General features: G+C 40.4%; 15 protein-coding genes. 5 read left to right on the plus strand and 10 right to left on the minus strand.

Going from position 1 to position 13654, the window contains the following annotated elements; translation table 11 throughout:
• Positions 1–74: 74 nt before the first annotated feature.
• The 3 genes from R3E32_03080 (at position 75) to R3E32_03090 (ending at position 2076) form a co-directional block, all read left to right on the plus strand.
• Complete coding sequence (locus tag R3E32_03080; GenBank protein MEZ4883697.1) at positions 75–659, plus strand: SAM-dependent methyltransferase; 585 nt, start codon at positions 75–77, stop codon at positions 657–659.
• Positions 660–744: 85 nt separating this feature from the next.
• Positions 745–1146, plus strand: coding sequence for an STAS domain-containing protein (locus tag R3E32_03085; GenBank protein ID MEZ4883698.1), 402 nt, complete (start codon positions 745–747; stop codon positions 1144–1146).
• Positions 1147–1152: 6 nt separating this feature from the next.
• Positions 1153–2076, plus strand: coding sequence for a ribonuclease Z (locus R3E32_03090; GenBank protein MEZ4883699.1), 924 nt, complete (start codon positions 1153–1155; stop codon positions 2074–2076).
• A 106-nt stretch (positions 2077–2182) separates the two neighbouring features.
• On the opposite strand, the gene R3E32_03095 is transcribed toward R3E32_03090, so the two are convergent.
• Positions 2183–3172: a hypothetical protein gene (locus tag R3E32_03095; protein ID MEZ4883700.1), complete on the minus strand. Its 990-nt coding sequence runs from the start codon at positions 3170–3172 to the stop codon at positions 2183–2185.
• 82 nt (positions 3173–3254) lie between these two features.
• On the opposite strand from R3E32_03095, the gene R3E32_03100 reads away from it, so the two are divergent.
• Positions 3255–4418, plus strand: a complete 1164-nt coding sequence (locus tag R3E32_03100; GenBank protein MEZ4883701.1) for an NTP transferase domain-containing protein — start codon at positions 3255–3257, stop codon at positions 4416–4418.
• A 134-nt stretch (positions 4419–4552) separates the two neighbouring features.
• On the opposite strand, the gene corA is transcribed toward R3E32_03100, so the two are convergent.
• Entirely contained in the window at positions 4553–5614 is a 1062-nt protein-coding gene (gene corA, locus R3E32_03105; GenBank protein MEZ4883702.1) for a magnesium/cobalt transporter CorA, read from the minus strand.
• A 239-nt stretch (positions 5615–5853) separates the two neighbouring features.
• On the opposite strand from corA, the gene R3E32_03110 reads away from it, so the two are divergent.
• Positions 5854–8199, plus strand: a complete 2346-nt coding sequence (locus R3E32_03110) for a S8 family serine peptidase (protein MEZ4883703.1) — start codon at positions 5854–5856, stop codon at positions 8197–8199.
• Between the two features lies 1 nt (position 8200).
• Here R3E32_03110 and R3E32_03115 read toward each other — a convergent pair whose 3' ends face one another.
• From R3E32_03115 to R3E32_03150, 8 genes are all read right to left on the minus strand, one after another.
• On the minus strand, positions 8201–9556 hold the full coding sequence (locus tag R3E32_03115) for a gluconate:H+ symporter (GenBank protein MEZ4883704.1): 1356 nt from the start codon (positions 9554–9556) through the stop codon (positions 8201–8203).
• 15 nt (positions 9557–9571) lie between these two features.
• Positions 9572–10978, minus strand: coding sequence for an NADP-dependent phosphogluconate dehydrogenase (gndA, locus tag R3E32_03120; GenBank protein MEZ4883705.1), 1407 nt, complete (start codon positions 10976–10978; stop codon positions 9572–9574).
• Positions 10975–11481, minus strand: coding sequence for a gluconokinase (locus tag R3E32_03125; protein ID MEZ4883706.1), 507 nt, complete (start codon positions 11479–11481; stop codon positions 10975–10977). Before R3E32_03125 ends, gndA begins: the two co-directional genes overlap by 4 nt.
• Before the next feature lie 10 nt (positions 11482–11491).
• On the minus strand, positions 11492–12052 hold the full coding sequence (locus R3E32_03130; protein ID MEZ4883707.1) for a hypothetical protein: 561 nt from the start codon (positions 12050–12052) through the stop codon (positions 11492–11494).
• Between the two features lie 395 nt (positions 12053–12447).
• Positions 12448–12666: a hypothetical protein gene (locus tag R3E32_03135; protein ID MEZ4883708.1), complete on the minus strand. Its 219-nt coding sequence runs from the start codon at positions 12664–12666 to the stop codon at positions 12448–12450.
• Positions 12663–12887: a hypothetical protein gene (locus R3E32_03140; GenBank protein ID MEZ4883709.1), complete on the minus strand. Its 225-nt coding sequence runs from the start codon at positions 12885–12887 to the stop codon at positions 12663–12665. Before R3E32_03140 ends, R3E32_03135 begins: the two co-directional genes overlap by 4 nt.
• 22 nt (positions 12888–12909) lie before the next feature.
• The gene (locus R3E32_03145; protein ID MEZ4883710.1) at positions 12910–13323 is read right to left on the minus strand and encodes a putative toxin-antitoxin system toxin component, PIN family; all 414 of its coding nucleotides are present in this window, start codon (positions 13321–13323) and stop codon (positions 12910–12912) included.
• Positions 13313–13543 (minus strand): hypothetical protein, encoded by a 231-nt coding sequence (locus R3E32_03150; GenBank protein MEZ4883711.1) that lies wholly within the window; start codon positions 13541–13543, stop codon positions 13313–13315. Before R3E32_03150 ends, R3E32_03145 begins: the two co-directional genes overlap by 11 nt.
• Positions 13544–13654 lie beyond the last annotated feature (111 nt).

Consider the following 13654-nt stretch of genomic DNA (forward strand, 5'->3'; position numbering starts at 1 on the left):
ATTATTATTATTTTTACGATTTAAAAGATTGAATGGCTTTGGACAACCTACATTAGCAAAGATACAAGAAAATTATGCTTGAACTAACAAAAGATTATTGGAATAAAAGGTATTTGAATGGAGAAACTCAATGGGATATTGGATATATTAGTGAACCATTTAAACATTACTTTGATCAATTAACAAATAAAAATTTACATATTTTAGTTCCTGGAGCGGGAAATGCTCATGAAGTAGAATACTTATTTGTAAATGGATTTAAAAATGTTTTTTTGTTAGATTGGTCACTCAAAGCACTGCAAAATTTTCAAAGTCGGATACCTGATTTTCCTGTATCTCAATTGATAAATGCTGATTTTTTTCAACACGAAGGTCAATACGACTTAATGATTGAACAAACGTTTTTTTGTGCTTTAAATCCAAGTCTCAGAAAAAAATATGCACAACATTCGCACCAATTATTAAAAAATGAAGGGAAAATAGTTGGATTACTATTCAATATTCCGTTAAATGACGATCATCCTCCTTTTGGAGGCAAGAAAGAAGAATATATTTCTTATTTTGAAGATTATTTTAACATTCAGATAATGGAGCCTTGTTATAACTCCATTTTACCCAGAGCAAACAGTGAGTTGTTTGTGAAAATGGTAAAAAAATGAAAATCACGCTAAGGTTTTAGCCAAAATCTTATGTACCTTGTGGTAAATAAATGAGCTATTAACCCATTAAAATTTATATATTACTATGAAATTCGCTTTAGACAAAAAAGATAGCTATACAGTTTTTTCATTGTTAGAGTCTAAGCTAAACACGCTTGTTGCTCCTGACTTGAAAACTGAATTAACCATTTTGCACAACGAAGGCATTAGAAACATCATCCTTGACCTCGAAAAAGTATCTTTTGTAGATTCTTCGGGATTGAGTGCCATATTGGTAGGCAATCGTTTGTGTAGTAGAAGTGGTGGTAGTTTGATCGTTGCAGCCATTGCTGACAATGTCAATCGTTTATTTAAGATTTCTCAGTTAGACAGCGTTCTAACTATCATAGCCTCTGTTCAACAAGCAAGGGATTATGTGATGATGCAGGAATTGGTGAATGAACTACAAGATGAAGAAATAGCCGATGAAGGAGACGCTGAAGATTGATGCAAAATGACTAAATTCAGTGTCACCATTTTGGGTAGCAATTCTGCCATGCCTATTTATGACAGACATCCTTCTGCTCAAATACTCAATGTCAATGAACAACTCTATTTGATTGATTGTGGAGAAGGTACGCAAATGCAGCTTCAAAAATATGCAATTCGCTTCTCCAAAATCAATCATATTTTTATTTCACATTTGCATGGAGACCATTATTTAGGACTGATTCCACTCTTGGATTCCTTTGCACTTTTGGGACGGGTAGCCCCTGTTCATTTGTATGCACCTACGCCACTGCTGAATGTCATTTCCTTACATGGCGAAATAAATGGTTGGAAATTAGAAGATTCCCCATATCCATTGATTTTCCATGCCACCAATCCTTCGGTTTCAGAATTGTTATTAGACGACAAACAAATCACCGTCAAAAGTATCGTACTCGATCATCGAGTGCCTTGCACGGGTTTTGTATTTGAAGAGAAAGCAAGTGATCGAAAAATGTTGAAGGATAAAATTACCACCTACAACATCCCTTTCGCCGCCATTCCAGACATCAAAAAAGGCGCAGATTACACCACCCCAGAAGGAGTAATTATTTCTAATAGTGAATTAACTGCCAACCCTTTGCCTACTCGCACCTATGCCTATTGTAGCGACACTGCCTATACCGAAAGCATTTTACCCCTTATTGAAGGAATAGATTTGCTCTATCACGAAGCCACTTATTTGGAAGAACGAATTGAATTAGCCGCACCACGAGGACACAGTACTGCCAAACAAGCTGCCTTGATTGCCAAAAAAGCGGGAGTCAAAAAACTACTTTTGGGGCATTTTTCTTCCAGATACTACGATTTAAGTCCTTTTTTGGAGGAAGCCCAGCCCATTTTCCCCACTACAGAATTAGCCATTGAAGGAAGGGAATTTGTCATTTAAGTAATGGCGAAAAAATAACTTCCTAAATTGATACGAAGACTTTTGTAGTTTTCTGTTGATAGAAAGTTGATTTTCTTCCTTCTGATATTCAAAACTCCAAAACAACTCACTCAAATTCAATCGTTGCGACCACCTGAGCATGATCCGACTGCCAGCCCTCCACTCCTTCTCGACTCAAAGTATTGTCCTGCAAATGATCGTTGAGTACCTGCACATAGCGCACTTCTCCAATATGATTCGGATTCTCCCGCACAAATTCTTGACTCACCAAAATATGGTCCAAGCTTTCATGATGTCCGTTGTGAATGTGCGTATAGTAATAATCTTGGTAACTTTTCAGAGCTTGAATGTTTTTCACATTGTAGAGCAGTACATCCCAATATTTCATTTTCTTTTCCTTGTGCCAATAACTCATAGGTTCTTGACCTGCAAGAATATCCGTTGTAACCGCACTACCCGAATCGTTCACATCACCAAGTAGAATAACGGGATAGCTGCGCTTATTGAGATATTGCAGCAACAAACTCCGCAAAGCAGTAGCCTCCGCCGCTCGACGAATCAAAGATCTCGCCTGACCTTTCGCCTGTTCCATCGGATCATCCGCATCCGCCCCCTTTGCAATATCAGGGCGTTTGGACTTTAAATGCACTACAAAAACCGTTACTGCTTGTCCATACATTTCCAATTCTACAATTAGCACAGGACGTGAAAACTGAAAAATAGGCACACTGACCTCTGTATCCAACAGCAACATCTCGTTGAAATCCTCCACTACATGGTAATCCAACACTGGAAATTTGGTCGCCAAAGCCACAATCGGAGCAAGGTCGGGCGAAGTGACAGTCGATGAAGGTTTCGACATCACGATGTGGTAATCCTTACAGTAAAGACTCGAATCCAATACTTCCTCCAAGGCCGTCCTGTGAAAAACTTCCTGAAAGCCAATAATATCTGCTTTCATGGTATCCAACTGCCATCCCATCCAAGATATTTTTTTGCGGTACTCATCCGAAGTATATTTTTTCCAGCCATAATAAGTGGTATTGGGTAGAACCAAGTTGTAAGCATTGAAAGTGCCAATTTTGATTTGTTTCATGAAGTTATTGTTTTGCTAAAACTCAAATGAATGTTTCCCAAATGTAAGCATTATCTTTGTAGAAAACCGACATCACAAAAATATGAAAACACAACATACCAAACACGCCAAACTGACCAAACCCCAACTCGGTCATTTCGGAAGAAACGAATGGGCCATCATCGGTACACCCTGCGGCAATATCCAAAAAATTGCGCATAAAGTTATCGAAATACTTTCCAAAGACTTCAAAGTAAGCTATGTAGATGCCGATCACCAAAGTGCAGATGCAGAAAAAACTCAGGGCAAAAAAGAAGATGCGGCAATGGATGCAGGTGCAAGTTTGGTCTATACCGATAAAATCACCCATCACCGCATAGACTTCAACAATGAAAAATTCGACACTTATCAATACCGCAGCCTTTTCCATGAACAAGACATCGTACTCGTCAATGGCAATCACTTCAAGGCTCAAAAACAAATTGTGGTCATAGATGCCCGAAAAAAAGATTCTTTGGAGCGAAAACTAGATAGACTAACCAATGTCGACCTGATTTTGTTGGAGGGAGAAAATGACAGTATTTTTCCTTTCCTTCAAACACAAATTCCGAATATAGCCGACATTCCGATACTACAAAGTATCAATACGGCTGCAATAGCGAATTTTCTGCTGCAAAAAGTAAACACAAACCAGCCACCTCTCTACGGTTTGGTATTGGCAGGTGGAAAAAGTCAGCGCATGGGTCGAGACAAAGGCCTGATTGATTACCACGGCAAAGCACAGCGGGAATATGTAGGTGATATGCTGCAAGCATTTTGTGAGGAAGTATTTATTTCTTGCCGCCCAGACCAGGTCTCGAATATCGACACCCAACACCAAATATTGCAAGATTCCCTGCTGGGTTTGGGGCCTTTTGGAGCGATTCTATCCGCTTTTCAGCACAATCCCAATGCTGCATGGCTTGTCGTTGCCTGTGACCTACCGCTTTTGGATGCCGATACTTTACAATACTTGGTGGACAATCGCAATCCTTCCAAAACCGCTACGGCTTTCCACAATCCCGCCACAAATTTTCCCGAACCTTTGATTACCATCTGGGAATCCAAATCCTACCTGACCTTACTTCAATTTTTAGCACAAGCCTATTCTTGCCCCCGAAAGGTCTTAATCAATTCGGATATTGCCCTTTTGCAGGTGCCTGATGTGGCGGCATTGGAGAATGTGAACCGACCAGAGGAGTATGAGGAGGTGAAGAAGTTGTTGTAAGCAGTAAATTAAAATAATGATAATCAGTTTTTTTTTATAAAATATTAATTGTTAATATAAATCTACCTGACCACCTTAGTACAGCAAAAATCAACTAATCACCAGTCACCAGTCACCAGTCACCAGTCACTAAATTAAACCCAATTCTTCCGTCTCATAAACCAAAGCATCACCACAAGTACAAAAAACATTACGCCCCACGCAAAAAAGTATCCGTAGCGCCAATGCAGTTCGGGCATAAAATCGAAGTTCATGCCATAAATTCCCGCCACGAAAGTCAGGGGAATAAAAATAGTGGCAACGATGGTGAGGGTTTTCATGACATGGTTAAGTTGATTGCTGGCGTTCATCATGTAGAGGTCAATCAAGCCATTGGTCATTTCTCGGAGGTCTTTGAGGTTTTCAGTGACGTGCAGAATATGGTCTTTCACATCTCGAAAATACTTGAGTGAGTTTTCTTGAATCAACGTACTTTCAGCCTCGATGATTTTGGTGAGCATATCTGACAACGGAAAAATCATTTTTCGCAGCTCAATCAACTGCTTTTTCAATTGCAGAATCTCTTCCAAAGTAGCAGGCACATCTTTCAGCAGTTTGGTTTCAAACGATAGCGTTTGTTCCTCCAAATATTGAAGCACCAAATAATAGTTGTCCACTACTGCATCCAACAACAAATAGAACAAATAATCTGCCGCTTTTGTCCGCACTTTTCCCCTACCCTGCAAAATGCGCTCTCTAATTGGCTCAAACACATCTCCTTTCCGTTCTTGAAAAGAAATGACCGACTTGTCCAGCAGTAGAAAACTCAAGTGTTCTTGCTCAATTCTGGTTTTTGCATCATTGACATACAGCATTTTGAGGGTCAAAAATAAGTACTTATCCACATCTTCAAATTTGGGTAAATGAGTGGTATTCAGTACATCCTCCAGTACAAGTGCATCAATTTCAAATTGTTTGCCAACCACTTCAACCAAATTTGCATCATGTACTCCGTCAATATTGAGCCAAACAGTTTCTTCAGGTTGCCAATTTTTCTTGATGTCAGTCACTTCGACCCGTTCCAGGTATTTTCCCACATTAGGTTGATACGCCATCACACTCATTTCAATGTTAGCCTGCCTCTGCATTCCCACAAATTGAAGGTGACCAGGCATTTTACCTATTTTACTACTTAATTGTTTGAAAGAATCTTGCATAGGTCAAATTTATCCAATAATAAAATAAACACGATAAAAGTTAAAGAATTAAACAAATTAAAAATGTTATTTTTTCAAAAAAATGTATTTTTACTCAAATTTTTATTTTTACCATTGCTTTCGTAGTTTTTTTGCCCATCATTGACATCCAATCCAAACCCACAATCGAATGTCATCAACATTAAGCATCATTGACTTAGAAACTACGATTAAGTAACCCAAAAAACTTAGCATAACTTATGGATAAAGCCACATTTAGATATGGATACTCCACCCTGAGTGTCAGTAAAAGTAACCGATTCATTGCAGTGAGTAAAAGAGACGACACACCTTTGACCGCAAGTATGCCAGCCAATGCAAGGTCTGCTGCACCAGTTATCAAATCTACTACCACCAAACTCGGTCATTTTGAAATATTAGAAGCCTCCCTTCCCAGTTTTGAATCTGTCGAAAACACCCTGAACAATGTTCGTGCAATGCCATCCGTCAATATTGGTACGCATGTTTTTCATACGACCGATGATGGAGATACACCCTATATTCCTTCTGGTCAGATTTACATAGAGTTTACTCCTGAAACTCAACCTGCCATTATGGGAGTCATTTTTGAGCATTTGCATTTGGCCATCCTCGAAAAGCGGAGTTCACATATCTACATCACAAGTGTCACACCTGATTCGCCTAATCCCATCAAAGTAGTAGTGGCATTGCAGGAATTGGAAATGGTGAAAGTGGCAGAACCTGAATTATTAACCCCCATAGGACTCAGCGCATTGACATTGCCCTCTGACGAACTGCTCAAAGACCAATGGCACCTTCAAAATACTGGAAACCACGGCAATTGGGGAGCAAATGCTTTCAAAGCGGGTTCGGATGCCAAGGTAGTAGAGGCTTGGAAATACATGAACAGTTTGGGATCTTCTAACATTACTGTTGCAGTGATTGACAGCGGTTTCGACCTCACCCATCCCGACTTGAGAGGAAGTGGAGGAAAAGTCACAGCTCCTTGGGATTTTGAATCTGAAACACCTGACCCTACGCCCCATTTGGGCGATTGGCATGGTACATCCGTTGCAGGAGTGGCGATTGGTGCTGCAAATGGTACAGGCATTGTGGGAGCCGCTCCCAATGCAAAGTTTATACCGATACGTTTTGCATGGATCAGTGATAGTCAAATCGAAAAGTGGTTTGCCTATGCTGCTCAGAATGGGGCAGATGTAGTCAGCAACAGTTGGGGATCACAGGACAATAGTTTTGTGATGAGTACCCGCATGGTACAAGCCATTCGGAAATGTGCCATTGAAGGACGCAACGGAAAAGGCTGCGTGATTGTTTTTGCAGCAGGAAATTCGGCTAGAAGCATCAACAGTGCTAGCCAACCCGATGCCGTCACTGGCTTTGCAACCCACCCAAATGTCATCACCATTTCTGCCTCCAATAGCAAGGACGAATGGTCCAGTTACTCCAATTTTGGTAAGAGAATTTCTGTATGTGCGCCCTCCAATGGTTCGGGTGGTGCAGGTGTCACCACTGCTGACGTGACGGGTACAATCGTACTGCCCAGCGGAAGTATTGGACATAAAGGATATGATGCAGGTGATTTCACCTTTGGTTTTGGAGGTACTTCCAGTGCCTGCCCACTTGTTGCAGGGGTATGCGCTTTGATTTTGTCGGTCAAACCCAGCTTGAAAGCAACACAAGTCAAAGAAATATTGGAGAAAACTGCAGATAAAATTGGTGATGCAAATTTGTACGACTCCAATGGACATTCGGTGTATTTTGGATATGGACGTATCAATACACTTAAAGCGGTGGTAATGGCAAGTGGTGGAAGTATTCCAGATATACCAACTCCTCCTGTGATCATACCTACTCCCGTTGATCCTCCTATTACTCCCCCCGTTACCCCGCCTGTTGTTGTTCCTCCTTCCGAAATTCGTGCCATCCCGATGAAAGGAGCGGTAACGAGTGTGATTAGACAAAGCAATGAACGCCATGTGTATAAAGTCAGTATGAGCAATCGTTTGGTTATCAGCATGACTTCACCCATTGGCAACAACCAAGATTTCGATTTGTATCTACGCAAGGGAGCAGTTCCTGAACCCAAAAACCGCAAGTATGATGCAAGCAGTGTGGAGGAAGGGTCTAATGAAAAAATAGTGATTTCCAATCCAACTGCTGCAGATTATTACATCATGGCAAGGGCTTATCGAGGAAAAGGTAGCTACAATTTGGATGCAACCTTAGAAGTTGCCCCTGCGGGTAGTGGTATCAATGAATTACCTCTCAAGGCTTTGGTTGGCGGTATTTTACGCCAAGAATTGGAGGAAACAGTGATTAAGGTTAGTCTTGGCGGTCGCCTCAAAATCCGTATGGAAGTGCCAGTAGGCAGTACCAACAACGATTTTGACCTGTATGTAAAACGAGGAGCTATCCCGACCAAAAATGATTTTGATGGCCGAAGTATTCAAGAAGGCTCAGTAGAAAGCATCTTATTACCGAGTGTTCAATCGGGCGACTATTACATTGTGGTTCAATCATTTGAAGGAAGTGGTGGCTATAATTTGACAGTGAGTTTAGAGTAAATCAAGCTACCACAAAACTCAATACAAAAATAATGGTCAAAGCGGTCAAACACAATATTCCTGTCATAGCTGTCCAACTCCGCAAGGTTTGGGCTTCGGACAATCCAAGGTACTGGTTAACCAACCAAAACCCACTGTCATTGACGTGTGAAAAACCCGTTGCACCTGCTGCAATACTCAACACTATCAAGGCCAACTGAGGTTCAGATAAGGCAAAATTTTCCATGATAGGAGCGATAATTCCAGCCGCTGTAATCATCGCAACCGTTGCAGAACCTTGCAAGACACGCACCAACAAAGCCAGCAAAAAGGCGAGTAAAATCGGTACGATATTGTACTCTATCATTTGCTGTGCAATCATCACCCCTGCACCACTTTCCACGAGCATTTGCTTGAAAACACCTCCTGCTCCTGTAATTAAAATGATCACACCTGCAGGGCCTAATGCTTTGGTACTCACATCTTGTAATTCACTTTTGGAAAAACCTTGTCGTGTTCCCAATAAATAGAGTGCCAACAAAGTACTGATAATCAAAGCTACAAATGGATGTCCAATAAATTGACACAAATTGGGCATGAATCCTGCTTCAATACTGCCATTTTTGACCATCAAATCGGCAACTGTATTGGCCAAAATCAAAGCAATCGGTGTTAGAATCAAGAACAGTATCAAACCAATTGATACTTCTTTTTGATAGGTTCGTTCAGGAATTGGCTTACTCATAGCCTCAGGAACTTCTACGTATATTTTGGACGAAATGTATTTTCCAAACACAAGTCCAGCAACTATAGTAGTGGGAATCCCGACAATAAAACCAAATAAAATTACCCAACCCAAAGACACTTTAATGATGTCTGCAACAGCAATCGGGCCAGGAGTTGGAGGGATAAACGAATGGGTAACAGCCAAACTCGCCAACAAAGGAATGGCAAAGAACAAAAGTGATTTTTTTGACTTCTTTTGCAGAGCATACAACATCGGCACTAAAATCACAAACGCTACATCAAAGAACACAGGTATAGCAATAAGAAAGCCCGAAATCGACAAAGCAGTAGGGGCATTTTCCATCCCAAATTTGTCGAGCAAAAAGGATGATAACCGTTCGGTTGCGCCACTGTGTTCAAGTATTGCCCCAAAAATAGCTCCGATTCCTACCACCGTTGCCACATAACCCAAAGTGCCACCCATCCCGTTTTTGATGTTTTCAATAATGGCTTCAAAAGACATACCCGCTAATAAACCAACAGCTATACTACTGATTAACAAGGCTAAAAATGCTTGCATTTTGAATACAAGTATTAAAATCAACAACAAAGCAACTGCTCCAAAAACGGCTAAGAGTAAAGTGTAATCCATTGGTTTAATTGAATTTTAATTTTCCCATTCGGTATGAAAAACCTCTTCATCTCCCTTCAACTTTTGGTAGCCATGCGCTCCAAAACAATCTCTTTGTGCCTGTATCAAGTTGATAGAGGAATAGGCTTCGTGCATCGAATGATAATACTGCAAAGCCGCAGTCAAAGCAGGGCAAGAGCAGTTTTGATGTGCCAATAATACGGTTAATTCTTCTAAGGCGGGTATTTTGGAAGTCAATAAGTGAGCAAAAGAGTTAGATTCAAATAGGTGGGAAATGTTGGGTTCTCCTTCAAAGGCAGATACGATTTCGGGCAGCATTTTGGAGCGAATGATGCAACCGCCTCTCCAGATTTTGGCAATTGCAGCCAAAGACAAGTTCCATTCGTAGGTTTTACCTGCTTCAAAAAGTAAATGAAACCCTTCGGCAAGTGCAATCAATCGGGCTGCTAAAACGGCATCTTTGAGGATGTTGGCAATTTCTGCATAAGGAAAATCTTGTATTAGGTGATTCGATTGATGCCTCAATCTGGTTCGTAAGGAACGGTGGGTGGAGATGATTCTACTGTTCATCGCTGCTGCAATTGTTGGAATAGGAACGCCCAAATCCAATGCTTCCTTGACCGTCCACAATCCTGTTCCTTTGTGCCCTGCTACATCCAAAATTTGCGGCAATTGATACTTGCCATTTTCTTGAAATTGAAGGATTTGCAGGGTGATTTCGAGTAGATAACTGTGGTGTAAAGTGTTTTGCCAACCCCTTAAATAATCCGCCATTGCAGCTTGATTATCAGGAAAAATGCGTTTTAGAATAGAATAGGTATCCGCCCAAATTTGCATATCGGCATACTCAATACCGTTGTGCACCATTTTGACGAAATGTCCCGAACCGTTGCCACCCATCCAATCTACACAGGGTTCGCCATCCTCCGCTTTTGCAGCTATTTCCTTCAAAATTGGAAGCAATAAAGGTTTGACTTCTTCCTTTCCAGCAGGCATCATTGAAGGGCCCAACAATGCCCCTTTTTCTCCTCCCGAAACACCCATTCCCACATACAAAATCCCTTTTGCAGCCAATTCTTTCTCTCGCCGAATCGTGTCTTTGAAATAAGAATTACCTCCGTCTATGAGAATATCGCCTTCTGATAAATGCGTTTCCAATTGAGCAATCACCGCATCAACGGGTGCGCCGCTTTTGACCATCAACAAAATTTTGCGGGGACGGGTGAGTGATTCCACAAATTGAAGGAGGTCTTTTGCAGCAAAAAAAGCAGCTTCTGGGTTTTCGGCTGCAAAATCCGTTACTACCTGTTCTTCTCCCTTCAATGGAAGGTTGTAAATCGATACTTGAAAACCTTGATTGGCAATATTTTTCGCCAAACTTTTGCCCATGACTCCTAAGCCAAAAATACCGATGTCGGTCATTGTGTTTGATTTAAACATTGAAGTACTTCCTCCACAATTTCGAGAGGAGGTTTGTGAATGTCAATGTTAATGGCATTTTCGGGAATTTCCAAATCCTGGAACTGACTTTTTAACAAATCAGTTGGCATAAAATGGTTTTCTCTTGCGTTCATTCGCTGCAAAATTTGCTCGGAACTGCCTTCAAGGAACACTATCTGCAATGATGAATCAATGGCGGATTGTAGCAACCGACGATAACTTTCCTTCAATGCAGAACAGGCAAGGACAAAGCCGTTTTCTTCTTGCACCTTCATTGCAGTGCCTATCCTTTGCAGCCACGGCAAACGGTCGGTATCGGTCAATGGAATTTTTGCCGACATTTTTTGTTTGTTCACAAGCGGATGAAAATCATCTGCTTCCAAAAACGTTAAGGATAGTTTTTCGGACAAAAGGTGTGCTATGGTGCTTTTGCCGCAGCCCGAAACACCCATAACCAAAAGACAGGGAGGAGGAATTGCTTGCATTGATTGTCATTTAAAAACTTCGCAACATATCAAATTCTCCAAAGTTGATGTTGATTTCCGTGCCTCCAATGCTTTCATCCAACCCCTTTCCAAAAAATCGCCCTTTGATGCGTTCACCAATTGCGCCGTATTCATCAATTTCTATGGTGATGGTTTTCATAGAAACCTGTTTGGTTCCATTGATGTAAATGTTGAAGTCTTGAATCTTGGATTGACGGTTATCTGCTTGCAAAACAAACTGACCTGCTCCTGTCGTTGGGGTGAAAGGAAAGTAAATGTCAATAATGTCGTTTTGGTTGCTATTACTTTTGGGGGCAAGGGTGTAAAGTCGGGTTGCACCTGTTGCCTCATCATAGCCCGTTTTGGAGATAGTTCCATCTGTTTTTTCAAAAATAATGCTTTGTTCACCAAAAGAACCGCCAATGAGTTTGAATCGCACATCATTGGGCGTAGGAGTTTCTTCAATAGGAGGCTCTGGCTCAGGCACTTCATCTGTGCAACTATTGAAACTAAGGAATGCGCCAACAAGGATAAGGCACATCCAAAACGAAAAAAAGCGAAATTGAATCATAGTATCTTATTTTTATTTGAAGCAATGTTTAAAACTGATGTTTTTTTTTAAATCTATAGACTTTTCTTGTTGAAGCATAAAGTTAATAAACCTTATCACTTCTTGTTGTCCAAAAAACGTCCGATTGATTGAATTTTAATGTTGAATCACTCATTATCTCTGATTTAAAAAAAACAATATTCTCTTAATTTTGGTTCTCCGAAAAATATATACAAAAAGAAAACCGAAGTTTCCAAAACTTCGGTTTTCTAAATTCTCATGAATCGTGTGACGAAACTTTGTCAATCTTGGATGCCGAAGAAGTCGGTATAGTCGCAGACTCTGACAACTTTGAAGTGGATTCCATGTATATCGTTCAACTGTTGGTAAGGTGAAAAACCGTTGCCAAAGTTTCACTATTCATTGTCTTCCAAAGTCGCTGCACTCCTCAAAAAAACGGAACGGGACAACTGATAGCTTTCTTCTCTGAGAATCGAAAAAGCATACATTCGCTCCAAATTGTAGGCTTTTTGATAGAACAATTGTGCGGTCGTTTCATCTCCTCTTTTTGGGGCGAAAAAGGCTTCATCGACAAATTCCATCGCTATATCGTGTAAGGTGGGTAATTGATTCATTTTTTTCGTTTCTTTTGCAACATTTCACGAACTTCCTCCAGAGAATATAATTTCCCTTCTTTGATATCTCGTTCTGCTTTCCGAATAGATTGCAATATTTTTTTCCGAACTACAGCATGAGGAATTGTTTTCCCTTCTTGCACTTCCTTCAAAGCTTGGTCAATATTCTTTTGCCTTTCCTTGCTCAATTCATCCCAAAAATCCTTGTTGTTATCCTCCATGATTTGTACTGTTTTTACCATTCTAAAAATCCTCCAAAAAATCTACTGCCTTGAGAATATCAATCCCTCTAAAGGGATGAAGCACCAACAAATCCTTGTCTCCAGAAACAATCACACTTGCATCGCCACTCACTGCCAAACTCAAAAACTTGTCATCTTTGGGGTCTCTACAAGCTATTACTTCTTCGATTATTTCGACCAGTTCAGCAACACTTATAAAATCACTAGGCAATTGTTTTCGAGTTTCTAAGGTAATATATTTGTCGAATTTTGCCCTAAACAAAACCGACTGCAATTCTTCTAAAGTAGCTAAAGATAGTAGGACTTCTCCCGTTTTTGTAGCTTTTTGAACTGCTTTATAGGGAGTTGAATTCCGAAACAGAAAGGCACTAATCAGCGTATTGGTATCGATAACAAATCGAATCTCATTCATCATCTGACAATATTTTATTCAATTCTTCCATCGTCAATCCATTTGCTTGTGCTTCCTTGCTTGCTTCGTGCATAGTTTGAAGTAAGCGTTCTTTGGGGTTAGAAGTTAGCAATTCTTTTAACCACCTATTCACCAAAAAATCTATTTTATTTCTTGTTTTTTCATCAGCAGTCTGATAAGCGGCAACTGCTTCTTCATCGAGTTTTAATGTCAATTCTGCCATTTTCCTTAATTTTTTGTTTTGACAAATACATACAATCCAAACACTATTCTTGGAATCTTAGTTCTCTTCTCCAAAACTTTGTCAACAGTCGCAGACTTTGACAACAGTTGA

The sequence above is a fragment of the Chitinophagales bacterium genome (genome assembly GCA_041392475.1).
GTDB lineage: Bacteria > Bacteroidota > Bacteroidia > Chitinophagales > UBA2359 > JAUHXA01.

Excerpts from the sequence above, each read along its gene's own strand:
- R3E32_03095 (MEZ4883700.1), bottom strand. The coding sequence starts at position 3,172 with ATGAAACAAATCAAAATTGGCACTTTCAATGCTTACAACTTGGTTCTA.
- R3E32_03090 (MEZ4883699.1), top strand. The coding sequence starts at position 1,153 with ATGACTAAATTCAGTGTCACCATTTTGGGTAGCAATTCTGCCATGCCT.
- corA (MEZ4883702.1), bottom strand. The coding sequence starts at position 5,614 with ATGCAAGATTCTTTCAAACAATTAAGTAGTAAAATAGGTAAAATGCCT.
- R3E32_03145 (MEZ4883710.1), bottom strand. The coding sequence starts at position 13,323 with ATGATGAATGAGATTCGATTTGTTATCGATACCAATACGCTGATTAGT.
- R3E32_03100 (MEZ4883701.1), top strand. The coding sequence starts at position 3,255 with ATGAAAACACAACATACCAAACACGCCAAACTGACCAAACCCCAACTC.
- R3E32_03115 (MEZ4883704.1), bottom strand. The coding sequence starts at position 9,556 with ATGGATTACACTTTACTCTTAGCCGTTTTTGGAGCAGTTGCTTTGTTG.
- R3E32_03150 (MEZ4883711.1), bottom strand. The coding sequence starts at position 13,543 with ATGGCAGAATTGACATTAAAACTCGATGAAGAAGCAGTTGCCGCTTAT.
- R3E32_03125 (MEZ4883706.1), bottom strand. The coding sequence starts at position 11,481 with ATGCAAGCAATTCCTCCTCCCTGTCTTTTGGTTATGGGTGTTTCGGGC.
- R3E32_03140 (MEZ4883709.1), bottom strand. The coding sequence starts at position 12,887 with ATGGAGGATAACAACAAGGATTTTTGGGATGAATTGAGCAAGGAAAGG.
- R3E32_03130 (MEZ4883707.1), bottom strand. The coding sequence starts at position 12,052 with ATGATTCAATTTCGCTTTTTTTCGTTTTGGATGTGCCTTATCCTTGTT.
- R3E32_03080 (MEZ4883697.1), top strand. The coding sequence starts at position 75 with ATGCTTGAACTAACAAAAGATTATTGGAATAAAAGGTATTTGAATGGA.
- R3E32_03110 (MEZ4883703.1), top strand. The coding sequence starts at position 5,854 with ATGGATAAAGCCACATTTAGATATGGATACTCCACCCTGAGTGTCAGT.
- R3E32_03135 (MEZ4883708.1), bottom strand. The coding sequence starts at position 12,666 with ATGAATCAATTACCCACCTTACACGATATAGCGATGGAATTTGTCGAT.
- gndA (MEZ4883705.1), bottom strand. The coding sequence starts at position 10,978 with ATGACCGACATCGGTATTTTTGGCTTAGGAGTCATGGGCAAAAGTTTG.
- R3E32_03085 (MEZ4883698.1), top strand. The coding sequence starts at position 745 with ATGAAATTCGCTTTAGACAAAAAAGATAGCTATACAGTTTTTTCATTG.